Here is a 23,556-nt window from a genome sequence, read left to right as displayed (position 1 = left end):
GGAATTTTGGATGGATTCATCATCAATTTTAAACGTCGCAGCAGGAGCATGCGATGATAAACGGGCTGAGGATATTATTGCCCTTAATATGCAAGGAATCTCACTTGTTGCGGATTATTTTCTCATTTGTCACGGGAATTCTGATAAACAAGTGCAAGCCATTGCAAGAGAAGTAAAACATCTTGCAGAGGAAAGCGGAATCGAAGTGAAGAAGATGGAAGGCTTTGATGAAGCAAGATGGGTATTGATTGACCTAGGTGATGTCATTGCCCATGTGTTCCACAAAGAAGAAAGAGGATACTACAATCTAGAAAAGCTATGGGGAGATGCGCCGAGAGAAACGCTTTCACTTGGCATTAACTCATGATTTATCAAGGGTTTGCAGGTGTGTATGACGAGCTCATGACACATGCACCTTATGATGAATGGGTTCAGTGGATCCAGCAGTATATGAAGCCGAATGCTGCCATCCTCGATGTAGGCTGTGGAACTGGAGAGATTTCTCTTCGGTTAGCTGAAAAGGGCCACAAGGTCACAGGAATTGACCTCAGTGAAGAAATGCTGGCCTTTGCGCAGCAAAAAGCGCAGGCGAAAAATCAGTCGATTCAATTTTTACATCAAGATATGAGAGAGGTTACGGGCTTTGAGCAAGCCTTCCAAGCAGCCGTTATTTGCTGTGATTCCTTGAATTACTTAAAAAACGAAAATGACGTCAAAAAAACCTTTAAAAACATGTTTCAGCTTTTAGAGGCAGGTGGGGTTTTACTTTTTGATGTTCATACGCCTTATAAAATGGAAGAGGTATTCCCAGGTTCGACTTATGCAGATCAAGATGAAGAGATCAGCTATATTTGGCAGAGTGATAAAGGGGATGACATGTATTCGGTCATACATGATTTAAGCTTTTTTGTAAAAGACGGAGACATGTATCAGCGTTATGATGAGACACATGAACAGCGCACATTTCCATTTGAAACATATGCAGCGTTCCTTGAGTCCGCTGGCTTTGAACAAATAGAAGTGACTGCTGATTTTACAAATGAAGCCCCCGGTGAATTTGCCGAAAGATATTTCATCTCAGCTAAGAAACCAAAAACCATCGTTTAATAGAACGATGGTTTTTTAAAACCCTTTTTTCGTTTGTTGCAAAGATGATTAATTTCTGCGATCATCAGTGAACACACTTGGCGGATATTGATGCGCAACCGCTTCTAGATCTTCATCGAATTTTTCATGGGTATTTTGAAAGAGACGGTGAAACATATCTTGCACACCTGCTTCAAGTGCTTTAATGCCTTCACCAGTGACGCCGCCTTTCACACATACTTTGTCTTGCAGTGTCGGAAGGGTATAGACTCTTTTTTCAATCAAACGGCCAAGACCAACAAGCATATCCTCTGATAAGGTGGTGGCTTCTTCTTTGGAAATATCCGTTTCTTCTACGGCTGCTTCAATCATTTTCTGAACGAGAAAACTGATAAAAGCAGGTCCGCAGCTGACAATATCGGAAGCCGCTCTAGTAATTGAATGATGGATCTCGATAGGTGTTGAAATGCACGAAGCTAACTGTCTTAACGCAGTTTTCGTCGCGGCATTGCATGATGAACCAAAAGTTAAAAGTGATGCGCCTGATAAAGCGCGGTTTGTAATGCTTGGGATCAGCCTGGCTGTTTGACAAGGAACGATATCCTGAAGCTGTTCAGGATGAACCGGACTTGTAATGATGACAATGGTTTGCTGCTCCGTTAAAAGAGGGCTCAGCTCTTTTAAAAGTGGATAAATATCAAGTGGTTTGACACAAACAAAAATGAAATCTTTATTCGTGACAGCCCCTGAAAGCTGTTTCGTTACTTCAAGCTCTGGATGGTTCTTTTTTATATTGAACGCTTTTTCAATGGTTCGGTTTGTAATGGTAATCGATGAGGGATTGACTGCCTTTGATTCAATAAATGCCTCAGTAAGTATGGTACCCATGTTTCCTGTACCGATTAACCCTATATTCAAACGTTCTCCCTCCTTAGACGCATAGGATCTGTTATCTTCTAAACAGTATGTTGAGCAGTAGAAAAATATGATTGAAAGAAGCGTGAGTAAGTGAAACGACTCATTTCATTAAAAAAATACAGTCTTTATATCGCCGCTGGTCTCATAGTCGTGATCATCTTCAGTTTCTTCTTTTTCACTGGAAAAGGAGAGGGCAGCAGAGAGCCAAGTGTATTGAAGGAAAATAAAGACATACAAGTCATATTAGAAGACAAACAAGAAACAGAAAAAGAGCCATCGACGATTTTTGTAGAGGTCAAAGGAGCTGTAAGGAAGCCAGGTGTTTATACGTTTCAATCTGATGCTCGGGTAGAGGAAGCGATTCAAAGGGCAGGAGGCTTTACCAGCAAAGCAGACTCGATTGAAATCAACCAAGCAGCTAAATTAGAGGATAGTATGATGATTTATGTTCGGAAGCAGGGAGAAGCGGAAAGAGAAACGCAAACAGCATCAGCGGGCGTTGAAAAGAGTGAAGGTGTGAATGTCAATCAGGCCGATGCAGCCGAATTGCAAACCATTAACGGCATAGGACCAGCTAAAGCCGAAGCTATCATTACGTATAGAGAGGAACACGGAGAATTTCAACAAATTGAAGACTTGCGGAACATTTCAGGTTTTGGGGAAAAGACGATTGAACGGCTGAAAAGTCAATTGACCGTGAAGTAGAATTGACGGTAGAGAAGAAAGGCATGTACACTTAATATCAACCATCATTCTGGAGGGATCAGCTCGTGGAAAGAATTTCATGGAATCAATATTTTATGGCACAAAGCCATTTGCTTGCTTTACGAAGCACCTGTGAGCGGTTAGCTGTTGGGGCGACCATCGTAAGGGACAAGCGCATCATTGCAGGGGGGTATAATGGCTCCATTGCCGGTGATGTTCATTGTGCGGATGTAGGGTGCTATGTCATTGATCATCACTGTGTTCGCACCATCCATGCGGAAATGAATGCTATTTTACAATGTGCCAAATTTGGTGCACCTACAGCTGATGCTGAAATATATGTCACACATTTTCCTTGTTTACAGTGCTGTAAAGCCATCATTCAAGCGGGCATACGAACAGTGTACTATGCAAAGGATTATAAAAATCATCCATATGCGATTGATTTATTCGAGCAGGCGGGTGTTCAAACAGAGCAAGTTGAATTAGATGAAATGATCATCGACTTAAAAAATCAAGAAAAATTGGCCTTTGTTGCAGATTTAATTGGGAAGCTGAGTGAATCAGGACTTAGCGAAACAGAAATTCGCGATATGCATGAGAAGGCAAATCAATTATTTACTTCCTATGTTTAAATATTTGCCGTTTGGGGCAATTTCAGCAGCTGTTGGAATTGCTCTGGCTGCATATCATCTTCATATGTATTTCCTTCTCTTTCTTCTCATCATATTACTTCTCAGCCTACTGAAAAAAATGCCTCAGCTCTTTTTAATGGTCAGCCTATGCGGTGCTGTCTATATACTCATTTTTATGATTCATGAGTCTCTTGAAACGGATCAACCCGTACTAGAAAAATTCCTATCTGGTTCCGTTGTGATTGAAAGTATTCCGAAAACAGATGGCAATCGTTTTTCAGCGACTGTTTCAACAGACCATGAACAACTAGCCACTTTTTATACAATTCAAACAGAGCGTGAAAAGGAGGCATTAAAAGAGGTAGAACCTGGTATGAGCTGTCACATGACAGGTGATGTTCGTCCAGCAAAGCACGCAACCATTCCTAACGGGTTTCAATACGATCAATTTTTAAAATCAAAAGGCATTGACGCCATTTTTCTGCCACAGTCGATCAAAAACTGTACAAAAAAAGACAGTTCTTCCTATTATCTTCAAGTGATAAGGCAAAAGGGGTTGAAATTTTTAGAAGATCATGTGCCTAAACACTCTGTTGGCATTGTACAGGCACTTATTTTTGGCGATCGTGAGTTGATAGACCCTGACACATTAAGAGATTATCAAATGCTTGGGATTATTCATTTACTAGCGATCTCAGGATTGCATGTACAAACGCTTCTTGCATGTTTATTTTGGTGTCTCCTTCGTGCGGGCGTGACAAGAGAGACAGCACGTATTCTTCTATTATGCTTTCTTCCTATTTATGCTTGTTTGACAGGTGCTGCACCATCTGTTTTAAGAGCTTGCCTCATGGCAGGAATCTATTTAGTGATGACTAGTTTGCCAAAAGAAATGAAACAGCCTTCTGCTGTAGTATTAAGTGCAACGTTTTTACTCTTACTAGCAATTCATCCTCTTTATTTATTTGATATCGGATTTCAGCTTTCATTCGCGGTCACGTCTTTTATTTTGTTATCGACTAGGATTTTATCAAAAGCAAAAAGTTCAGTCATGCAATTATTCCTGATTTCCTTTATTGCACAGCTTGCTTCACTTCCTGTTCTTTTATATCATTTTCACCAATTCTCTTTACTGAGCGTACCTTTGAACATGATATTTGTTCCTTTATATACGACGGTCGTTATGCCGCTATCCTTACTCTTTTTTATTCTCACTACCATTTATCTTCCGCTTGGACAAACATTGTTTCAGCTGCTTGATTCGGTGATTCAGCTTAGTCATCAATTATCAGCCTATATGGCTGTTTTTGATGAATTCAACTTGATTTTTATGAAGTCTGCTTGGTGGCATATTCTTCTTGAGGTGAGCGCGTTAATTGTTCTGTTATTTGTGATGGAGTGCAAAACTTCTGTGAAATCCTATGCACTGCCGATCCTTTTTCTTAATGGTGTCTTGAGTGCACACTATTTCACCCCGAATTTTTTCGAAAAAGGGGAAGTGACGATGCTGGATGTAGGACAGGGGGATAGTTTGTTTATTCAGCTGCCCTATCGAAAGGGGCACTTGCTTGTGGATACAGGAGGCAGACTTTCTTTTGAAGAAGAATCGTGGAAAAAAAGGCGTAAAGTGTCTTCGATCGGTGATCAAACGCTGATCCCATTTCTGCATTCTAAAGGTATAGCAAAACTTGATGTTCTTATTCTTACACATGCGGATCAAGACCATATGGGAGAAGCAGCTCGTTTAATCAAACGAAATAAAGTAAAGCGGCTGGCTATTCCAAAAGGCTTTGCACGGAGTCCGGAGGATGCGGAGCTGTTAAAAGAAGCAGCTGATCAAGGGATCATGATTGATGAATTAGAGAGAGGAGATCAGCTTCAAATTGGAGAGCAAATATTTAAGGTCCTTCATCCATCGCGTGATCGGGTAACAACTAAGAATAATGATTCACTCGTTTTGACATTTACTCTAGGCGGGAAGCGGTTTATGCTCACTGGAGATCTTGAACAAGAAGGGGAGCGAGACATTATAGAAGCCTATCCTGATCTGCAGGCAGATATCTTAAAGGTTGGACATCACGGGAGTAAAGGGTCAACAAGCGAAGAATGGCTTCAGCATCTCAAGCCCTCACATGCACTCATTTCAGCAGGTGAACGCAATCGTTATCAGCACCCACATCAGGAAGTTTTGAAGAAATTAAAGGACCAGCAAATGAAGGTGTATCGTACAGATACCGACGGGAGCGTGACGTATGAATTTCTCGATGAGGAAGGAACGTTTTACACACACCCTCCATATGATATCTTACAAACTCAATAAAAAAACTGCCAAAACGGCAGTCATGTAACCTTCATGAAGTTAAGATCCAACGAGGTGTATAATGGTTGCCAAAATAAACATTGAGGCGAAAAATCCGAATGTGACGATAAAACCAACGGCTGAGTCGGTCACATCATTCCGCTTGCTTTGAACATTTTTTTCAAATTCATTCATTTTCATCCCTCCTGGCTAATTTTAGTATACTTGAACTCATTTGGAATTGCTAGAAGGTAAAGTAACCGTTTTCCATTTTATGATCATTTTATGAATATCGTCTGACAGCAGGCTGACCCGGGAGCTTGCGCCGGACGTTTACTATAAATGAGGAGGCGGCACTTTCAGCTTCCTCTTTACTAATGTCTTCACACACTTTAGGATAGAGGAGGAAGTGAAAGAGAGGGATTCAATTGATGGTCTTTGATGTATGGAACAATTTAAAACGAGGGGATATCCATCCCGTTTATTGCTTATATGGGAAAGAAACATATTTACTGCAAGAAACCGCTGCTAAATTGAGACAAGCTGTAGTAGACGAAGAAACGAAGGATTTTAATTACTCCGTCTTCGATATGGAAGAAGTACCGCTTGAACAGGCTGTAACGGATGCAGAAACATTTCCGTTTATGGGAGAAAGACGTCTCGTCGTGATCAAGAATCCTTATTTTCTTACAGCTGAAAAGAAAAAGGAAAAGATTGAGCATGAGCTTTCTGTATTAGAAGCTTATTTAGAAAAGCCAGCGCCCTATACCATTCTCGTGTTATTGGCACCATATGAAAAGCTGGATGAGCGTAAAAAAATCACCAAATTGCTAAAAAAGAAAGCTGCTGTTGTTGAGGCGAAAGAGTTAAACCCAAAAGAAACAACTGATTTCACCATCACACTGGTGAAGACAGAAGGAAAGACGATTACATCTAAAGCGGCTGAGCAGCTTGTGGTGCTATGCGGCGGGAGTCTCTCCTCTCTATTCCAAGAGGTTCGGAAGCTAAGTACATATATTGGAGAGCGGGAGGAAATTGAGTTAGCGGATGTCAATCAGCTCGTTGCAAGAAGCTTAGAGCAAAATATTTTCGAGCTGATTAATCAAATTGTAAACAGACGCCGTTCTGAGGCCATGCAGATGTTTTATGATCTGCTGAAGCAAAATGAGGAACCCATTAAAATATTAGCACTTATTTCAACTCAATTTCGATTGATTTTGCAGACGAAGTACTTCGCTCAGCAAGGCTATGGACAAAAACAAATTGCTTCAAATCTAAAAGTCCATCCATTCCGGGTCAAACTTGCGATGGATCAGGCAAGACTGTTTTCAGAAGAAGAGCTCAAGCAGATCGTCAAAGAGCTTTCAACGATTGATTACGAAATGAAAACGGGTAAAAAGGACAAGCAGCTGCTGTTAGAATTGTTCCTGCTTCGTTTGTTAGGCGCTTGAATATAAAAAAACGACCTTCTAAAAAGAGGGTCGTTTTTGTTTAGATGTATAATTGCCAGTCTGTCCTTAAGGCTCGGCCGGTCAGGACGGACGTACAGTTAAACAGGTGCCTCATCACTGAGGCGTTGCAAGCATTATGCAGAAAGTCCGTTTACTTGTTTAGCAAGTCTTGATTTGTAACGCGCAGCTGCGTTTTTGTGTACAAGACCAGTTTTAACGGCTTTGTCAATGCGTTTTGCAGCAGAAGCAAGAGCAGCTTTTGCTTGCTCAGCATCGTTGTTAGCTACAGAAACTTCAACTTGTTTAATCGCAGTACGCATCGCAGACTTGATTGTTACGTTATGTGCACGGCGTTCGTTATTCGTTTTTGTACGTTTGATCGCTGATTTAATATTTGGCATGTGTTTCACCTCCTAAGATACAACCTAAACACAATTGTCTTAAGGTTAAATCTTCACAATAGAACAAATTGTATTCTATCAAACACACCTTTAGAATGCAATATAAATGTAAAGTATTTTTCATTGATGACGTGCTCGAATGTTTCTTTCAAGAGATGGAAAGACTACTGTTAATTACTTGGTGGAAGGAGTCTTTTTATGGAGAAACAGAAACTCGATTTAAGCGTTTATCAAATCCGGACAGACCTCGCTGTTGAAACAAAAGAGATACTAGAACAAGAGAACGATCCGAAAGTCGTCAAAAAGGACGGGATCCAAGGGATTGTCGAAAAGGAAAAAGAAGAGCAAGGCATCCGCATACGTACTGTGGAAATCACGAAAGAAGGGGAGGAGCTGACCGGCAAAAAGGCAGGGACATACTTGACGTTTGAGGCACAAGGCATTCGGGAGAAAGACTCTGAGATGCAAGAAAAAGTCGTTGAAGTCTTTGCCCATCATTTTGCTCAGTTTTTAAAAGACCGAGGCATTCAGGCTGATGCAAGCTGCCTTGTAGTAGGGCTGGGAAACTGGAATGTTACGCCAGATGCACTAGGTCCTCTCACAGTTGAAAACCTGCTTGTAACCCGCCATCTCTTTGAATTACAGCCGGAAAATGTTCAGGAAGGCTATCGCCCGGTTTCCTCTTTGTCTCCAGGGGTGATGGGACTGACCGGTATTGAAACAAGTGACATTATCCAAGGCGTGATCGAGCGGTCTAAGCCTGATTTTGTCATTGCGGTCGATGCCCTTGCTGCTCGAGCAGTAGACCGAGTGAATACAACCATTCAAATTTCTGATACAGGTATCCATCCCGGCTCTGGTGTAGGGAATAAGCGAAAAGAATTAAGCAAAGAAACATTGGGCATTCCAGTGATTGCGATTGGCGTTCCGACAGTGGTGGATGCAGTAACGATTGCTAGTGACACAATTGATTATGTCTTAAAGCATTTTGGTAGAGAACTAAAAGATGATAGACCATCCCGCTCTCTTGTGCCGGCTGGTTTGACATTCGGGAAGAAAAAAGTACTTAACGAAGAAGACTTGCCAGATGAAGAAACGCGTCAGTCATTCTTAGGCATCGTAGGAACCCTTCCTGAAGAAGAAAAAAGGCAGCTGATCCACGAAGTGCTTGCGCCCCTGGGGCAAAATTTAATGGTCACGCCTAAGGAAGTCGATACATTCATTGATGATATGGCAAACGTACTTGCCAACGGATTAAACACAGCGCTTCATCAAAAAATCACTCAAGATAATATGGGTTCATATAATCATTAATCGGTTCTACTTTCTCTAGCTCGCTCATAGTGTAATTACTAGAAAGCGTGCTGGAGGGAGTAAATCATGAAAAAAAGACCCCGCCGTCCTCGACAGTTGGTCGTTGCGATTAATGGAACGAAAGTAGTAAAAAGCATCTTCTTATTTATTGCCTCTCTTGTTGTGGTGTTTGTGATGTCAGGGGCTTTGACCTCTTTAAAACCCGAGCTGAGGCCGCAAGCCTCGTTATATGGTGTAGCAGATGAGCTCTCTGGCGCATTTTTTGCCACATTAATGGGCATGGAAAACCAATATTTCGCCTCAGCAGTTCCAGAAGATCAAAAAGGATTTCATTTCTCTGGGCTGTCACTGAAGCTTGCAACCAGTATTAATTTAGAAGATCCGCGCAGTTTCCTAGGAAGAGAGCTCCCAGGCTTTGAACATTTTGATACAAAAATCATCTTAGCGGGTGAAGGAACAGACTATACCAATATGCCAATGGAATCGCCGCCGCCTAGTGAAGTGATCCAAGATGAAAAAGAAGCAAATTTGGCTGAGCTGGACAAGCTCGATGATGATACGCCGAAAAAGCCTGCCAAAGAACCGGACCGGTCAACAGGAAAACGAAAAGCTGTGTACATTTACCACACACATAATACGGAATCATATTTACCATTTTTAAAAGGAGAAACGAATCCAAATAATGCACGGCACTCAAAAGTGAATGTCACCCTTGTCGGCGACATGTTTGGAAAGGCGCTTGATCAGCAAGGAATCGGCAATACAGTCGACAAAACGGAAATTGAAAAAAGACTGGTGAAAAAAGGATTAAAATATCCGCAGTCTTATAATGAATCAAGATTGGTCGTGAAAGAAGCCTTAGCGAAAAATGATGACCTCGATTATTTAATTGATATTCACCGGGACTCAAGAAGAAAGAAAGATACGACTGTCGAAATCAAAGGGAAGAAATATGCGAGAATTGCGTTTGTTGTTGGGAAGAAGAATCAAAGCTATGAGAAAAACTTAAAGCTTGCGACAGAGTTCCACCATTTGATGGAGAAAAAATATAAAGGTCTTAGTGTCGGTGTGTTTGCCAAAGGAGAAATTGGCGATAATGGAATCTATAATCAAGATTTATCCGACAAAGCCCTTCTTTTAGAATTTGGTGGAGTAGATAATAATATGGAAGAATTAAGAAATGCATCCAATGCGGCAGCTGATGTATTCAGCGACATTTTCTGGGACGCGGAAAAGGTGGACGGCAAAGCAAAGGATGAGAAAAAACGCTCTTAAGGTGGTGACGGGGATGGGCTCATTTATTGGAAAAACCATTATTTTAGGATTGGTCTTGCTGTTTGGTGTCTTTTTAGGAATGCAGCAAGCGAATAATGGCATGCTGCAAATGAAGGGCTACCATGATCCGCAATTAAAAGGAGCTTTCTCCATTCAAATAAACGACAATGAAGAGAAGGAAGCTTCTATCTTAGGAACGGCTGTTACAGAAAAGGATCTTGCCGAAAAACAAAAACAGCTGGAGGAAATAGAGGGCTTTAATGCCTTTTCCAAGGCAGGAAAAGCCCTGTCTGATGGCATGACACATGCAGCCCGTTCTCTTTATGATTGGGTGAATGGGAAATAAACGAATTTCATGAGATATCACCCTTTTGATCAAAGCCGCTGACCGATAAGCGGCTTTTCTTGATTTCGATTGAATCTTTACAGCCCTATTGATATAATCTAACCTAGCGCAACCCGCGTTTTATAGTAGGAGTGATAGATTGTGACAGATAAAGAAAAACGATTAGAGCGGCAATCAAGAATTCGAAATTTCTCCATTATCGCCCATATTGACCATGGGAAATCCACATTGGCGGACCGTATTTTGGAAAAAACAGCGGCGATTACTCAACGGGAAATGAAAGAACAATTGCTTGATTCCATGGATTTAGAGCGTGAACGCGGCATAACGATTAAATTAAACTCTGTCCAGCTGAAGTATAAGGCGAAGGATGGAGAAGAATATATCATGCACCTGATTGATACACCAGGGCATGTCGACTTCACCTATGAGGTATCTCGAAGCCTAGCTGCCTGTGAGGGTGCGATTCTTGTAGTAGATGCAGCACAAGGAATTGAAGCACAGACACTTGCGAACGTTTATTTAGCTCTTGATAACAACTTAGAAATTCTTCCGATTATCAATAAAATCGATCTGCCAAGTGCAGAGCCTGAGCGTGTAAGAGAAGAAATTGAAGATGTCATCGGGTTGGATGCGTCTGAAGCTGTTCTCACCTCTGCTAAGGCGGGTATTGGAATCGAGGATATTTTAGAACAAATCGTTGAAAAGGTGCCAGCTCCCGCTGGAGATCCAGAAGCACCACTTCAAGCTCTTATTTTTGATTCTCTTTACGATGCGTATCGCGGCGTTATTGCGTACATACGAATTGTTGAAGGAACCGTCAGACCTGGTCAGAAAATTAAAATGATGGCGACGGGTAAAGAATTTGAAGTACTTGAAGTCGGCGTATTTACACCAAAAGCCATGCCAACAGACGAACTCACCGTTGGAGATGTCGGCTACTTAACAGCTGCGATTAAAAATGTCGGTGATACACGTGTAGGGGATACGATCACACTTGCAGAAAACCCTGCGAAAGAAGCACTGCCAGGATACAGAAAGCTAAACCCAATGGTGTACTGCGGACTTTATCCAATTGATACAGCGAAATACAACGACTTACGTGAAGCGTTAGAAAAGCTTGAGTTAAATGATTCTTCACTTCAATATGAGGCAGAGACATCCCAAGCACTTGGCTTCGGTTTCCGCTGCGGGTTCCTTGGAATGCTTCATATGGAAATCATCCAAGAACGGATTGAACGTGAATTTAAAATTGATCTGATTACGACAGCACCAAGTGTTATTTATGATGTATATATGACAGATGGAGAAAAAATCGTCGTAGATAACCCATCCAATCTGCCTGATCCGCAAAAGATTGAGCGAATTGAAGAACCGTATGTAAAAGCAACAATGATGGTGCCGAATGACTATGTAGGCTCTGTGATGGAGCTTTGCCAAGGAAAACGCGGGAATTTCATTGATATGCAGTATCTTGATGCGAACCGCGTGAGTATTGTGTACGAAATTCCTTTGGCAGAGATCGTATACGAATTCTTTGATCAGCTAAAGTCCAACACAAAAGGCTATGCGTCCTTTGATTATGAGCTGATTGGCTACCGTCCTTCGACGCTGGTGAAGATGGATATCATGCTGAATGGCGAAAAAATCGATGCCCTTTCCTTTATTGTTCACCGCGATTATGCATATGAACGAGGCAAGATCATCGTAGAAAAGCTAAAAGAATTGATTCCACGCCAGCACTTTGAAGTGCCGGTTCAAGCAGCGATCGGTCAAAAAATCGTTGCTCGTTCCACCATTAAAGCGATGCGTAAAAACGTACTTGCTAAATGTTATGGTGGAGACATTTCCCGGAAAAGAAAGCTTCTTGAGAAGCAAAAAGAAGGGAAAAAGCGCATGAAGCAAGTGGGCTCTGTTGAAGTCCCGCAAGAAGCATTTATGGCCGTGCTGAAGATGGACGACAGCACACCAAAAAAATAACACCCTCAAGGCTACCTGCTTTACAATGTCTGCCTTGACGTTTATAGTCGATAACAAACAAAGACGCCGCAGCGATAAACTGCGGCTCTTTACCTGTAAAGAAGGTGTCATCTAATGAAAGCAGCATACATTCACATTCCATTTTGTGAGCATATTTGCCACTATTGTGATTTCAATAAATTTTTCATCAAAACGCAGCCAGTCGACGAATACTTAGCGGCTCTTGAGAAAGAGATGCAGCACACGATCGAGCAAAAAGGCGAGCAGGAACTAAAGACAATTTTTATTGGCGGGGGAACCCCGACATCACTGACTGTCAGTCAGCTAGACAAGCTCATGAACAGCATTCACAGCGTATTAAAGCCGACAAAAAATCTGATTGAATTTGCAGTAGAAGCAAACCCAGATGAATTATCGCTTGAGAAACTGCATGTGCTTAAAGCAGCCGGCGTGAATCGGCTGAGCTTTGGCGTTCAAACTTTTGAAGACGATTTGCTCAAGAAAATTGGACGAGTTCATCAAAAGAAGGATGTCCTTACATCCTTTGAGCGAGCTAGAGCGGTTGGATTTGATAATATTAGCCTCGATCTCATGTTTGGCTTGCCGCATCAAGAAAAGCATCATGTGATGAATTCACTTGAGACAGCTTTCTCACTGGGGGCAGAGCATTATTCGGTTTACTCACTCATCGTCGAGCCGAAAACCGTTTTTTACAACTTAATGCAAAAAGGAAAACTTCATTTACCGCCGCAAGAACGTGAGGCTGAAATGTATGAGCTTGTGATGGATGAAATGGAGCGCCATGGATTAAAGCAGTACGAAATTAGCAATTACGCCAAACCTGGCTTTGAAAGCCAGCATAACCTGACCTATTGGAGCAATGAAGATTACTTCGGTTTTGGTGCAGGCGCACACGGGTATGTAGATGGCATCCGAAATGTGAACGCAGGGCCGGTGAAACATTATTTGGAGCTGATTGACCAAACAGGGTTCCCGTATAAGGAAACACACCAGGTCACAAAAGCAGAGCAAATAGAAGAAGAAATGTTTTTAGGTCTTCGAAAAATCGAAGGGGTGAAAAGCGCTGATTTCCAAGCAAAATATGGTGCTGCACCAGAAGCACTTTTTTCCACTGTTCTTGAAGATTTAGAAGAAAAAGGCCTCATTGTAAAAGATGACAAGGGGATACGTTTAACAAGAAAAGGAAAATTGTTAGGCAATGAAGTATTTCAAGCGTTTCTCGGTGAGTTATAATTGACATTTTAATTTGAGTTTGGTAATTTTGTTTATACAATTAGCACTCGTTGAAAGAGAGTGCTAACAGGGGTGATGATGATGTTAACAAATCGTCAGCTTTTGATTCTGCAAGTCATCATTAATGACTTTATTCGTTCGGCGCAGCCAGTTGGATCAAGGACTCTTTCTAAAAAAGAAGACATTACATTCAGCTCTGCGACGATTAGAAACGAAATGGCTGATTTGGAGGAACTTGGTTTTATTGAAAAGACCCATTCTTCATCAGGAAGAATTCCTTCCGAAAAAGGATATCGTTATTATGTAGATCATTTGCTCTCTCCGCGAAAACTGTCGTCTAAAGAGCTTGTGCTCATCCAGTCGGCCTTTCAGGAGAAAATTTTTGAGCTGGAAAAGACAGTTCAAAAATCGGCGGAAATCTTATCAGATCTCACAAACTATACATCGATTGTGCTTGGTCCAAAGCTAAGTGAAAATCGATTAAAGCAAATTCAGCTTGTCCCTGTTCAGCCAAACAAAGCAGTGGCGATTATGATTACAGACAGCGGACATGTTGAAAACAAAACCATTACCTTCTCTGAGCATCTCGATGTCTCCGATATTGAGAAGCTGATGAATATTTTAAACAGCCGCCTAGCCGGAGTCCCGATGGATCAGCTGAAGGACAGAATGTATAAAGAAGTTGTGATGCTTCTTCGTACGCATTTAAAAGATTATGATCATATTTTAGATGCGCTCGGCAATACATTTACATCGACTCAAAATGAATCAAAACTTTTCTTTGGCGGGAAGATTAATATGTTGAATCAGCCGGAGTTTCATGACATTGACCGCATCCGTTCACTCATGATGCTTATTGAGCAAAAGAATGATGTCATGCAGCTGTTTCATCCAAATCAGCAAGGAATCACCATTAAAATCGGTTCAGAAAACAATTTGGAAGCGATGGAGAACTGCAGCTTAATCACAGCTACTTATGCGATTGATCAAAAATCACTCGGCTCCATTGCCGTCATTGGTCCAACCCGTATGGATTATGGCAGGGTTGTCAGTCTCTTGCATCATGTATCAAAAGACTTGTCAAACGCACTTTCCAATTTGTATGATGAGTAGGGTGATAAAAGATAGGGGCACAGCCCCTTCGTATTTTTGAATCTTTTGAGGGAGGTGAACACAATGTCAGAAGAAAAACAGACACCTGAGCAAGAAGCAGAGGTTGAAGCACAAGAAGAAGCAGTTCAAGCAGATACTGAGGAAGTAACAAATGATGAACAGTCTGCCTTCCAAGAAAAAATCGATGAATTGCAGCAGCTTCTAGATGAAAAAGAAAACAAAATTCTGCGTGTTCAAGCAGATTTTGAAAACTATAAACGCCGTGCTCGAACTGAAGTGGAGACCGTGCAAAAATATCGTTCTCAGCATGTTGTCAGTGATCTTCTCCCAGCTCTTGATAACTTTGAAAGAGCGCTTGGAATTGATCCAGACAATGAGCAGACGAAAAGTTTGTTAGAAGGAATGCAAATGGTTTACCGCCAGCTGGTAGAAGCGTTGAAAAATGAAGGCGTTGAACCAATTGAAGCTGTCGGCAAAGAGTTCGATCCAAACCTTCATCAAGCCGTCATGCAAGTTGAAGATGAAAACTACGATTCAAATATCGTTGTAGAAGAATTGCAAAAGGGCTATAAACTCAAAGACCGAGTTATTCGTCCATCAATGGTAAAAGTAAATCAATAACTACATAATGGGAGGTCATCGAATATGAGTAAAATCATTGGGATTGACTTAGGAACAACAAACTCATGTGTTGCAGTACTTGAAGGCGGCGAGCCAAAAGTCATTGCTAACGCTGAAGGAGCACGTACAACACCATCTGTTGTCGCTTTTAAAAACGGAGAGCGCCAAGTAGGTGAAGTAGCAAAACGTCAATCAATTACAAACCCGAACACGATCATGTCTGTTAAAAGACATATGGGTACTGATTATAAAGTAGAAGTTGAAGGCAAGAACTATACACCGCAGGAAATTTCTGCGATTATTCTTCAGCACCTTAAATCTTATGCTGAAGGCTATCTTGGCGAAGAAGTAACAAAAGCTGTTATCACAGTTCCTGCTTACTTCAACGATGCAGAACGTCAAGCAACGAAAGATGCTGGTAAAATTGCTGGTCTTGAAGTAGAACGTATCATCAACGAACCAACAGCAGCTGCACTTGCGTATGGTTTAGATAAAACAGAAGAAGATCAAACGATTCTTGTATACGACCTTGGCGGCGGTACATTTGACGTATCGATCCTTGAGCTTGGAGACGGCGTCTTTGAAGTGCGCTCAACTGCTGGGGACAACCGTCTTGGTGGAGACGATTTTGACCAAGTCATTATTGATCACCTAGTGGCTGAATTCAAAAAAGAAAATGGCATTGACCTTTCTAAAGATAAAATGGCGCTTCAGCGTTTAAAAGATGCTGCTGAAAAAGCGAAAAAAGATCTTTCTGGTGTATCTTCTACACAAATCTCACTGCCATTTATCACAGCTGGAGAAGCAGGACCTCTTCACCTTGAATTAACGTTAACACGTGCTAAATTCGAAGAGCTTTCTGCAGATCTTGTAGAGCGTACAATGACACCTGTACGTCAAGCACTGAAAGATGCTGGTTTATCTGCTAGCGAGATTGATAAAGTCATCCTTGTTGGTGGATCAACTCGTATTCCTGCAGTACAAGAAGCAATCAAAAAAGAAACAGGCAAAGAGCCTCATAAAGGTGTAAACCCTGATGAAGTAGTTGCACTTGGTGCAGCGATCCAAGGTGGAGTGATCACAGGGGATGTCAAAGACGTTGTTCTTCTTGACGTAACACCACTTTCTTTAGGAATTGAAACAATGGGCGGCGTATTCACGAAGCTGATTGAACGCAATACAACAATTCCAACAAGTAAATCTCAAGTATTCTCAACAGCTGCTGACAACCAAACAGCTGTAGATATCCATGTCCTGCAAGGTGAGCGCCCAATGGCTGCAGATAACAAAACATTAGGCCGCTTCCAATTGACTGATATCCCGCCAGCACCACGCGGTGTACCGCAAATCGAAGTATCTTTTGATATCGATAAAAACGGTATTGTCAACGTACGTGCGAAAGATATGGGTACAGGCAAAGAGCAAAACATCACAATCAAATCTTCTTCAGGTCTTTCTGATGATGAGATCGAAAAAATGGTAAAAGAAGCAGAAGAAAATGCTGAAGCAGATGCGAAGAAAAAAGAAGAAATCGAAGTGCGCAACGAAGCAGATCAATTAGTGTTTACAACTGAAAAAACATTAAAAGATCTAGAAGGCAAAATCGATGAAGAGCAAGTGAAAAAAGCAAATGACGCGAAAGATGCGCTAAAAGCTGCGATCGAAAAAGGCGAGTTTGAAGACATCAAAGCGAAAAAAGATGAGCTGCAAACAATCGTTCAAGAATTAACGACAAAGCTCTATGAAGAAGCTGCAAAACAAGCACAAGCTCAGCAAGAAGGCGCTGAAGGTGCTCAAAAAGCAGATGACAATGTAGTGGATGCAGAATACGAAGAAGTAAACGACGATCAAGAGAAAAAATAATCACCTTTACTTTTGAAAAAGACTGCTGAAACGTACTCGTCAGAAAGTCAAAGTCAGGATCTCTTGGCTTTGACTTTTTTTCTTTTCAACGATGAAAGGAATTGAAAAAGGTTAAATCAAAATGATACAATCGTATTTATGTGAGAAAATCGGGAGTGTGAAGAGATGAGTAAGCGTGATTACTATGAAGTGCTTGGCGTAAGTAAGAGCGCCTCAAAGGACGAAATCAAAAAGGCATACCGCAAGCTTTCAAAAAAGTATCACCCTGATATTAATAAAGAAGCTGGCTCAGATGAGAAATTCAAAGAAGTAAAAGAAGCCTATGAAACCCTTTCTGATGATCAAAAACGTTCGCATTATGACCAGTTCGGTCATACCGATCCGAACCAAGGCTTTGGCGGCGGCGGTTTTGGCGGAGGAGGAGACTTTGGCGGCTTCGGCGGCTTTGATGACATCTTCTCTAGTATTTTTGGCGGCGGAGCCAGAAGAAGAGATCCAAATGCACCGCGCCAAGGAGCGGACCTGCAATATACAATGACGCTTTCGTTTGAAGAAGCGGCATTTGGAAAAGAAGCAACCATTGAAATCCCTCGTGAAGAAACTTGTGAAACATGTCATGGATCAGGTGCAAAGCCTGGTACGCAGGCAAAAACCTGTTCACATTGCGGCGGCTCTGGCCAATTAAATGTTGAGCAATCCACTCCGTTTGGTAAAGTGGTCAACCGCAGAGTATGTAACTACTGCAGCGGAACAGGGAAACAAATTGATCATAAATGTTCAACATGCGGCGGCTCTGGCAAAGTGCGTAAGCGTAAGAAAATTAACGTGACGATTCCTGCAGGTGTTGATGATGGCCAGCAGCTCAGAGTGTCTGGCCAAGGTGAACCAGGTGTAAATGGCGGACCTCCAGGCGATCTATTTGTTGTGTTCCATGTGCGTGCGCATGAATTCTTCGAACGTGATGGAGATGACATTTACTGCGAGATGCCGCTCACCTTTGCCCAAGCTGCATTAGGTGACGAAATTGAAGTGCCGACATTACACGGAAAAGTAAAATTAAAAGTTCCTGCTGGCACTCAAACTGGCACGAAGTTTAGACTCAAAGGAAAAGGTGTGAAAAATGTACGCGGCTACGGCCAAGGCGATCAGCATATCGTTGTACGTGTTGTCACACCGACAAATTTAACAGACAATCAAAAAGATATCATTAGAAAATTTGCTGAAGTGAGCGGAAATAAACCAGACGAACAAGAAATGAGCTTTTTCGATAAGGTAAAACGCGCATTTAAAGGCGAGTAAGACGGATAAGGAGTTGGTAGTATTGAAGTGGTCAGAAATTAGCGTCCATACAACAAATGAAGCGGTGGAACCGATCACCAATATTTTGCATGAAGCAGGTGCAAGTGGTGTCGTGATTGAGGACCCGCTTGATTTAGTCAAGGAACGTGAAAATGTATACGGTGAGATCTACCAGCTCGATCCGAATGACTATCCGGATGAAGGTGTCATTGTGAAAGCCTATCTTCCAATGAACAGCTTTTTGATGGAAACGGTAGATGAGATCAAAGAAGCCATCAACAATCTTCTTCTATACGATATTGACCTTGGACGCAATACACTGTCAATTTGTGAAGTAAATGAAGAAGAATGGGCCACCGCCTGGAAGAAATACTATCATCCTGTGAAAATCTCTGAAAAATTCACCATCGTTCCAACGTGGGAAGAATATACACCGGTTCATTCTGATGAACTGATTATTGAAATGGATCCTGGAATGGCATTTGGAACAGGTACGCATCCAACAACCGTCCTTTGCATTCAGGCGCTTGAGCGCTACGTGAAGGAAAACGATACGGTGATTGATGTTGGAACAGGCTCTGGAATTTTAAGTGTGGCAGCAGCAATGCTTGGTGCAAAGGACATTCAAGCCTTTGATCTCGACACCGTTGCGGTAGAAAGTGCGAAGCAAAACATCGAACTAAATGGTGTAAGTGACCAAGTGACGGTCAAACAAAACAATTTGCTTGATGGAATTTCAGGTGAGCGTGATGTGATTGTCGCCAACATTCTGGCAGAAGTGATTTTGCGCTTTACAGATCAAGCCTATGACCTATTAAAGAAAGATGGCTATTTCATTACATCAGGCATCATTGGACAAAAGAAATTACAAGTCAAAACAGCATTAGAAGAAGCAGGTTTTGATATTGTTGAAGTGCTGTCAATGGAAGATTGGGTCAGCATTATAGCGAAAAAATAAAGCGAGTAGGTGTCAGGACACGTATGCAACGATATTTTATCGACCTCACGAAAGAAGAAGTGACGTTAAAGGGAGCCATCGTTATAAAAGGTGAAGATGTACATCATCTTTCCAATGTCATGCGGATGAAAGCAGGGCAGGAAATCCTTTGTTTAACGACAGACGGCTTTGAAGCGCTCAGTAAAATTGATACAATAACAAAGGAAGAAGTGATTTGCCACCTTGAAAGCTGGACAAATCAGGACAGAGAACTTCCGATTAGGGTGACGATTGCAAGCGGTCTTCCAAAAGGAGATAAGCTTGAGCTCATTATCCAAAAAGGCACAGAGCTTGGCGCAAGTGCTTTTATTCCGTTTCAAGCGGCTCGTTCTATTACAAAGCTTGACCAAAAAAAGTCACATAAAAAACGAGAGCGCTGGGAGAAAATCGCGAAAGAAGCAGCCGAGCAGTCCTACCGGAATATCATTCCACGTGTTTATTCAGTATCAACGTTTAAAGAGCTGACGCAATTAGCTGGTGAATTCGATAAATGTGTCGTTGCATACGAAGAATCATCGAAAGAAGGAGAGCAAAGCCGCTTTCAAACTGTGCTTCAACAGATGAAAGGCGGACAAACCTTGCTAGTGGTTTTTGGCCCTGAAGGCGGTTTGGCAGAAAAGGAGATTGAAGAGCTTGAAACGCTTGGTGCAGTCATTTGCGGGCTTGGACCACGCATTTTAAGAACAGAAACTGCTCCTTTATATGCGCTTTCTGCTATATCTTATCAAACAGAGTTATTAAGAGGTGAATCATGATGGGAACAGTAGCGTTCCATACACTTGGCTGTAAGGTCAACCACTATGAAACAGAGGCGATCTGGCAGCTGTTTAAAGAAGCTGGCTATGAAAGAAAAGAGTATGAATCAAAAGCAGACGTATATGTCATTAATACATGTACGGTCACGAATACAGGCGATAAGAAAAGCCGCCAAGTCATTAGAAGAGCCATTCGCCATAACCCGGATGGTGTCATTTGTGTAACAGGCTGCTATGCGCAAACATCACCAGCAGAAATCATGGCGATTCCTGGTGTTGATATTGTGGTTGGAACACAGGACCGACATAAATTACTAGGCTATATTGAAGAATACCGCAGAGAAAGACAGCCGATCAACGGGGTTGGCAATATCATGAAAGCACGTGTGTTTGAAGAACTTGATGTTCCTGCCTTCACAGACAGAACGCGCGCTTCATTAAAAATCCAAGAAGGCTGTAACAATTTCTGTACATTCTGCATTATTCCTTGGGCGCGCGGCCTTCTTCGTTCTCGTGATCCAGAAGAGGTCATCAATCAAGCGCAGCAGCTTGTTGATGCGGGCTATAAAGAAATTGTGCTTACAGGTATTCACACAGGCGGATACGGAGAAGACTTAAAGGATTATAACTTTGCAAAGCTTCTGAGAGAATTAGATGAACGTGTTATTGGCTTGAAACGAATCCGTATTTCATCTATTGAAGCAAGTCAAATTACAGATGAAGTGATTGAAGTGCTTGATCAGTCAGATAAAATTGTCAGACACTTACACATCCCGCTTCAATCAGGCTCAAATACTGTGCTGAAAAGAATGCGCCGTAAATATACGATGGAATTCTTTGCAGAGCGTTTAACAAAGCTGAAAAAAGCATTGCCAGGACTTGCTGTCACCTCTGATGTAATCGTTGGATTCCCTGGGGAAACAGAAGAAGAGTTCTTGGAAACGTACAATTTTGTCAAAGACCATCAATTCTCTGAGCTGCACGTATTCCCTTACAGCAAACGTACAGGTACCCCGGCTGCAAGAATGGAAGATCAAGTGGATGAAAATGTGAAAAACGAACGTGTCCACCGTTTGATCGCTCTTTCTGACCAGCTTGCGAAAGAGTATGCATCAGCATACGAAGGTGATGTGCTAGAAATTATTCCGGAAGAATCCTTCAAAGAACAAGAAGGAAACCACAATCTTTATGTTGGTTATACAGATAACTACATGAAAGTTGTTTTTGAAGGGACAGAGGACATGATCGGCCGTCTGGTCAAAGTGAAAATTACGAAAGCGGGCTATCCTTATAACGAAGGACAATTCGTTCGCATCAGCGATGATGTGCAGCCAGACAAAGTGAGAATGACCTCATAATAGATAAAAAACCGGCAGCCAAAAGGGCAAGCCGGTTTCTTTTATTTTGACTGATTCGGCATGAGACACAAGATCAATCTGTGAAAAGGGCGAATGAACGGAAAGAAGAGGAGAGAGCTTGCCACATTAAACAGCAGGCTGAAATGCGCAATCTGCTGGGCAGGAGAGCTTGCGAGAAGGGCGACAACCTCTGTGATCAGGGCGAGAAACGGCAGGCATAAAAGAACCCCAAGCACATTAAACACGACGTGTGCATAAGCCGTTTGACGTGCTGCGTAGCCGCCGGATATCGCAGCCATCACAGCCGTAATACATGTCCCAATATTGGACCCCAACACAAAGCTGATACCTTCCTGAAGTGCCACAGTTCCCTCATTCATAAATCCCATTAAAATACCGATACAGACTGAGCTCGAATGAACTATTGCTGTGAAAATGGTACCCGAAAGCAGCGCTGTCCAGTCTGAATGCTGCATCATTTCAAGAAAACGCAATGTCTCAGGCTGGCTTGTCATCATCCCTGCAATTTTTGAAAAGCCTTGTATGCAAAAAAAGATCATCCCGAGCCCAAATAAACTTTTTCCTGCATGTCTAAAAGATGTCCTGCCAAAAAGGATAAATACAAGACCGGCTATGAGCAAAACCCACATGAACACGTCCATTTTAATGGCGATAAATTCTGTCGTAAACGTGGAGCCGATATTGGTTCCAAGAATCATTGGGATCGATTTTTTAAAAGAGAGAATGCCAGTACTGACAAAGCCAATGACGATAACCATAAACGCCGAACTGCTTTGTAGAACCCCTGTAAACACAATGCTGACCAAGAATGCTTTGACCGGGTGATCTGTAAAGAGAAGAAGTGATTTCTCAATACGAGACGAAGCAAGCGCCATTAATCCTTTTCTCAGCAAGCCCATTGACCATAAAAAAATGAAAATAAGTGCACAAAAATAAATGATCGCCATCATAGAAAAGTCCTCCTCTTACCAATGAATATATGGACTTGTCTACCTGCTCATGACGAAAATATATTTCCAAATCACTTAGTTGACCTCACACTAGGCTTATATTATAATGTCTAGGTACATGTTTTGCATGTATATCTTTTTTTAATGCAGTCGATTGGTGTATTCGGAGGGAGGGAAAGAGAATGTCAAAAACGGTCGTTAGAAAAAACGAATCGCTTGAAGATGCTCTTCGTCGCTTTAAACGCAGTGTATCCAAAACTGGAACATTGCAAGAAGCAAGAAAGCGTGAATTTTATGAAAAGCCTAGCGTAAAGCGCAAGAAAAAGTCTGAAGCTGCTAGAAAACGTAAATTCTAAAGAGGGTGGATTTTATGAGTCTTCTTGAGCAATTAAATTCTGATATGAAGCTTATGATGAAAAACCGTGAGAAAGACAAGCTTGTTGTCATTCGTATGGTAAAGGCTTCGCTGCAAAATGAAGCAATTAAGCTTAAGAAAGACAGTTTGACCGGCGATGAGGAACTAACCGTCCTTTCCCGCGAGATTAAGCAACGTAAAGACTCCCTCCATGAATTTTCGAAAGCTAATCGCTTAGATTTAGTAGATAAAGTTCAAAAAGAGATTGACATATTAGACGTTTATTTACCTGAACAGCTTTCTGAAGAAGAACTGCAAACGATCGTGAAAGAAACGATTACTGAAACAGGTGCTTCCTCGAAGGCTGATATGGGTAAAGTCATGAGCGCTATTATGCCAAAAGTAAAAGGTAAAGCTGATGGAGCTGTCATTAACAGACTTGTCAGCGAGCAGCTGTCTCAATAAAAAAGTATCCTTCTATTGTTAGAAGGGTACTTTTTTTATGCCCTCGTGATTCTGTCATATAAAAATGAAACCTATGATACATTTGTAACGTATGT

The 23,556-nt window shown here is 41.8% G+C and carries 24 protein-coding genes; 20 read left to right on the top strand and 4 right to left on the bottom strand.

What is annotated here, in order from left to right:
• Positions 1–10 precede the first annotated feature (10 nt).
• Together rsfS and MHI08_RS11785 are read left to right on the top strand one after the other, a co-directional pair.
• Positions 11–367, top strand: coding sequence for a ribosome silencing factor (rsfS, locus tag MHI08_RS11790; protein ID WP_003217467.1), 357 nt, complete (start codon positions 11–13; stop codon positions 365–367).
• Entirely contained in the window at positions 364–1,107 is a 744-nt protein-coding gene (locus MHI08_RS11785) for a class I SAM-dependent methyltransferase (RefSeq protein ID WP_342491979.1), read from the top strand. The genes rsfS and MHI08_RS11785 overlap by 4 nt, the downstream gene beginning before the upstream one ends.
• Positions 1,108–1,155: 48 nt before the next feature.
• Here the strand turns inward: MHI08_RS11785 and comER are convergent, their stop codons facing one another.
• A complete protein-coding gene (comER, locus tag MHI08_RS11780; RefSeq protein ID WP_024423047.1) occupies positions 1,156–2,004 on the bottom strand; it encodes a late competence protein ComER in 849 nt (282 codons plus the stop codon).
• Positions 2,005–2,094: 90 nt separating this feature from the next.
• Between comER and MHI08_RS11775 the strand changes: the two genes are divergently transcribed.
• The 3 genes from MHI08_RS11775 to MHI08_RS11765 all read left to right on the top strand — a co-directional run bounded on the left by MHI08_RS11775 (position 2,095) and on the right by MHI08_RS11765 (position 5,664).
• A complete protein-coding gene (locus MHI08_RS11775; RefSeq protein WP_286098645.1) occupies positions 2,095–2,709 on the top strand; it encodes a helix-hairpin-helix domain-containing protein in 615 nt (204 codons plus the stop codon).
• Positions 2,710–2,774: 65 nt separating this feature from the next.
• On the top strand, positions 2,775–3,344 hold the full coding sequence (locus tag MHI08_RS11770) for a ComE operon protein 2 (protein WP_024423045.1): 570 nt from the start codon (positions 2,775–2,777) through the stop codon (positions 3,342–3,344).
• The gene (locus MHI08_RS11765; protein WP_342500196.1) at positions 3,337–5,664 is read left to right on the top strand and encodes a DNA internalization-related competence protein ComEC/Rec2; all 2,328 of its coding nucleotides are present in this window, start codon (positions 3,337–3,339) and stop codon (positions 5,662–5,664) included. Before MHI08_RS11770 ends, MHI08_RS11765 begins: the two co-directional genes overlap by 8 nt.
• 39 nt (positions 5,665–5,703) lie before the next feature.
• Here the strand turns inward: MHI08_RS11765 and MHI08_RS11760 are convergent, their stop codons facing one another.
• Positions 5,704–5,838, bottom strand: coding sequence for a YqzM family protein (locus MHI08_RS11760; protein ID WP_012010638.1), 135 nt, complete (start codon positions 5,836–5,838; stop codon positions 5,704–5,706).
• Between the two features lie 236 nt (positions 5,839–6,074).
• On the opposite strand from MHI08_RS11760, the gene holA reads away from it, so the two are divergent.
• On the top strand, positions 6,075–7,094 hold the full coding sequence (gene holA, locus MHI08_RS11755; protein ID WP_135032055.1) for a DNA polymerase III subunit delta: 1,020 nt from the start codon (positions 6,075–6,077) through the stop codon (positions 7,092–7,094).
• Positions 7,095–7,228: 134 nt separating this feature from the next.
• Here the strand turns inward: holA and rpsT are convergent, their stop codons facing one another.
• Positions 7,229–7,495 (bottom strand): 30S ribosomal protein S20, encoded by a 267-nt coding sequence (rpsT, locus tag MHI08_RS11750; RefSeq protein WP_024423042.1) that lies wholly within the window; start codon positions 7,493–7,495, stop codon positions 7,229–7,231.
• A gap of 198 nt (positions 7,496–7,693) precedes the next feature.
• Between rpsT and gpr the strand changes: the two genes are divergently transcribed.
• From gpr to mtaB, 12 genes are all read left to right on the top strand, one after another.
• Entirely contained in the window at positions 7,694–8,809 is a 1,116-nt protein-coding gene (gene gpr, locus MHI08_RS11745; RefSeq protein WP_342499636.1) for a GPR endopeptidase, read from the top strand.
• Positions 8,810–8,875: 66 nt separating this feature from the next.
• Complete coding sequence (locus MHI08_RS11740) at positions 8,876–10,084, top strand: stage II sporulation protein P (RefSeq protein ID WP_025092944.1); 1,209 nt, start codon at positions 8,876–8,878, stop codon at positions 10,082–10,084.
• Between the two features lie 13 nt (positions 10,085–10,097).
• Complete coding sequence (locus tag MHI08_RS11735) at positions 10,098–10,430, top strand: YqxA family protein (RefSeq protein ID WP_034622832.1); 333 nt, start codon at positions 10,098–10,100, stop codon at positions 10,428–10,430.
• Between the two features lie 141 nt (positions 10,431–10,571).
• Entirely contained in the window at positions 10,572–12,410 is a 1,839-nt protein-coding gene (gene lepA / locus MHI08_RS11730; RefSeq protein ID WP_286098642.1) for a translation elongation factor 4, read from the top strand.
• 114 nt (positions 12,411–12,524) lie between these two features.
• Positions 12,525–13,664, top strand: a complete 1,140-nt coding sequence (gene hemW / locus MHI08_RS11725; protein ID WP_024423037.1) for a radical SAM family heme chaperone HemW — start codon at positions 12,525–12,527, stop codon at positions 13,662–13,664.
• A gap of 81 nt (positions 13,665–13,745) precedes the next feature.
• Positions 13,746–14,777 (top strand): heat-inducible transcriptional repressor HrcA, encoded by a 1,032-nt coding sequence (gene hrcA / locus MHI08_RS11720; RefSeq protein WP_120208227.1) that lies wholly within the window; start codon positions 13,746–13,748, stop codon positions 14,775–14,777.
• 63 nt (positions 14,778–14,840) lie between these two features.
• On the top strand, positions 14,841–15,398 hold the full coding sequence (gene grpE, locus MHI08_RS11715) for a nucleotide exchange factor GrpE (RefSeq protein ID WP_024423035.1): 558 nt from the start codon (positions 14,841–14,843) through the stop codon (positions 15,396–15,398).
• Positions 15,399–15,422: 24 nt separating this feature from the next.
• Positions 15,423–17,261, top strand: coding sequence for a molecular chaperone DnaK (gene dnaK / locus MHI08_RS11710; RefSeq protein WP_024423034.1), 1,839 nt, complete (start codon positions 15,423–15,425; stop codon positions 17,259–17,261).
• A 165-nt stretch (positions 17,262–17,426) separates the two neighbouring features.
• Positions 17,427–18,560 carry a molecular chaperone DnaJ gene (gene dnaJ, locus MHI08_RS11705; protein WP_024423033.1) on the top strand — a complete coding sequence of 378 codons (1,134 nt, stop codon included), beginning with the start codon at positions 17,427–17,429 and terminating at the stop codon, positions 18,558–18,560.
• Between the two features lie 22 nt (positions 18,561–18,582).
• Positions 18,583–19,518: a 50S ribosomal protein L11 methyltransferase gene (gene prmA / locus MHI08_RS11700; RefSeq protein WP_024423032.1), complete on the top strand. Its 936-nt coding sequence runs from the start codon at positions 18,583–18,585 to the stop codon at positions 19,516–19,518.
• A 23-nt stretch (positions 19,519–19,541) separates the two neighbouring features.
• Positions 19,542–20,312 carry a 16S rRNA (uracil(1498)-N(3))-methyltransferase gene (locus tag MHI08_RS11695; RefSeq protein WP_024427953.1) on the top strand — a complete coding sequence of 257 codons (771 nt, stop codon included), beginning with the start codon at positions 19,542–19,544 and terminating at the stop codon, positions 20,310–20,312.
• Positions 20,312–21,670, top strand: a complete 1,359-nt coding sequence (mtaB, locus tag MHI08_RS11690; RefSeq protein ID WP_024423030.1) for a tRNA (N(6)-L-threonylcarbamoyladenosine(37)-C(2))-methylthiotransferase MtaB — start codon at positions 20,312–20,314, stop codon at positions 21,668–21,670. Before MHI08_RS11695 ends, mtaB begins: the two co-directional genes overlap by 1 nt.
• Before the next feature lie 41 nt (positions 21,671–21,711).
• Here the strand turns inward: mtaB and MHI08_RS11685 are convergent, their stop codons facing one another.
• A complete protein-coding gene (locus MHI08_RS11685; RefSeq protein ID WP_342499635.1) occupies positions 21,712–22,641 on the bottom strand; it encodes a Na/Pi symporter in 930 nt (309 codons plus the stop codon).
• 182 nt (positions 22,642–22,823) lie between these two features.
• On the opposite strand from MHI08_RS11685, the gene rpsU reads away from it, so the two are divergent.
• Positions 22,824–22,997 carry a 30S ribosomal protein S21 gene (rpsU, locus tag MHI08_RS11680; RefSeq protein ID WP_003152957.1) on the top strand — a complete coding sequence of 58 codons (174 nt, stop codon included), beginning with the start codon at positions 22,824–22,826 and terminating at the stop codon, positions 22,995–22,997.
• 14 nt (positions 22,998–23,011) lie between these two features.
• Positions 23,012–23,461: a GatB/YqeY domain-containing protein gene (locus MHI08_RS11675; protein ID WP_024423028.1), complete on the top strand. Its 450-nt coding sequence runs from the start codon at positions 23,012–23,014 to the stop codon at positions 23,459–23,461.
• Positions 23,462–23,556 lie beyond the last annotated feature (95 nt).

It is taken from the genome of Bacillus sp. FSL M7-0791 (genome assembly GCF_038627085.1).
Classification (GTDB): domain Bacteria; phylum Bacillota; class Bacilli; order Bacillales; family Bacillaceae; genus Bacillus; species Bacillus safensis.
This window is presented reverse-complemented; position numbering and strand designations above follow the sequence as displayed.

Excerpts from the sequence above, each read along its gene's own strand:
- MHI08_RS11735 (WP_034622832.1), top strand. The coding sequence starts at position 10,098 with ATGGGCTCATTTATTGGAAAAACCATTATTTTAGGATTGGTCTTGCTG.
- MHI08_RS11760 (WP_012010638.1), bottom strand. The coding sequence starts at position 5,838 with ATGAATGAATTTGAAAAAAATGTTCAAAGCAAGCGGAATGATGTGACC.
- MHI08_RS11695 (WP_024427953.1), top strand. The coding sequence starts at position 19,542 with ATGCAACGATATTTTATCGACCTCACGAAAGAAGAAGTGACGTTAAAG.
- mtaB (WP_024423030.1), top strand. The coding sequence starts at position 20,312 with ATGGGAACAGTAGCGTTCCATACACTTGGCTGTAAGGTCAACCACTAT.
- hemW (WP_024423037.1), top strand. The coding sequence starts at position 12,525 with ATGAAAGCAGCATACATTCACATTCCATTTTGTGAGCATATTTGCCAC.
- MHI08_RS11765 (WP_342500196.1), top strand. The coding sequence starts at position 3,337 with ATGTTTAAATATTTGCCGTTTGGGGCAATTTCAGCAGCTGTTGGAATT.
- hrcA (WP_120208227.1), top strand. The coding sequence starts at position 13,746 with ATGTTAACAAATCGTCAGCTTTTGATTCTGCAAGTCATCATTAATGAC.
- grpE (WP_024423035.1), top strand. The coding sequence starts at position 14,841 with ATGTCAGAAGAAAAACAGACACCTGAGCAAGAAGCAGAGGTTGAAGCA.
- holA (WP_135032055.1), top strand. The coding sequence starts at position 6,075 with ATGGTCTTTGATGTATGGAACAATTTAAAACGAGGGGATATCCATCCC.
- dnaK (WP_024423034.1), top strand. The coding sequence starts at position 15,423 with ATGAGTAAAATCATTGGGATTGACTTAGGAACAACAAACTCATGTGTT.
- MHI08_RS11785 (WP_342491979.1), top strand. The coding sequence starts at position 364 with ATGATTTATCAAGGGTTTGCAGGTGTGTATGACGAGCTCATGACACAT.
- gpr (WP_342499636.1), top strand. The coding sequence starts at position 7,694 with ATGGAGAAACAGAAACTCGATTTAAGCGTTTATCAAATCCGGACAGAC.
- rsfS (WP_003217467.1), top strand. The coding sequence starts at position 11 with ATGGATTCATCATCAATTTTAAACGTCGCAGCAGGAGCATGCGATGAT.
- MHI08_RS11685 (WP_342499635.1), bottom strand. The coding sequence starts at position 22,641 with ATGATGGCGATCATTTATTTTTGTGCACTTATTTTCATTTTTTTATGG.
- rpsU (WP_003152957.1), top strand. The coding sequence starts at position 22,824 with ATGTCAAAAACGGTCGTTAGAAAAAACGAATCGCTTGAAGATGCTCTT.
- MHI08_RS11740 (WP_025092944.1), top strand. The coding sequence starts at position 8,876 with ATGAAAAAAAGACCCCGCCGTCCTCGACAGTTGGTCGTTGCGATTAAT.
- rpsT (WP_024423042.1), bottom strand. The coding sequence starts at position 7,495 with ATGCCAAATATTAAATCAGCGATCAAACGTACAAAAACGAATAACGAA.
- MHI08_RS11675 (WP_024423028.1), top strand. The coding sequence starts at position 23,012 with ATGAGTCTTCTTGAGCAATTAAATTCTGATATGAAGCTTATGATGAAA.
- dnaJ (WP_024423033.1), top strand. The coding sequence starts at position 17,427 with ATGAGTAAGCGTGATTACTATGAAGTGCTTGGCGTAAGTAAGAGCGCC.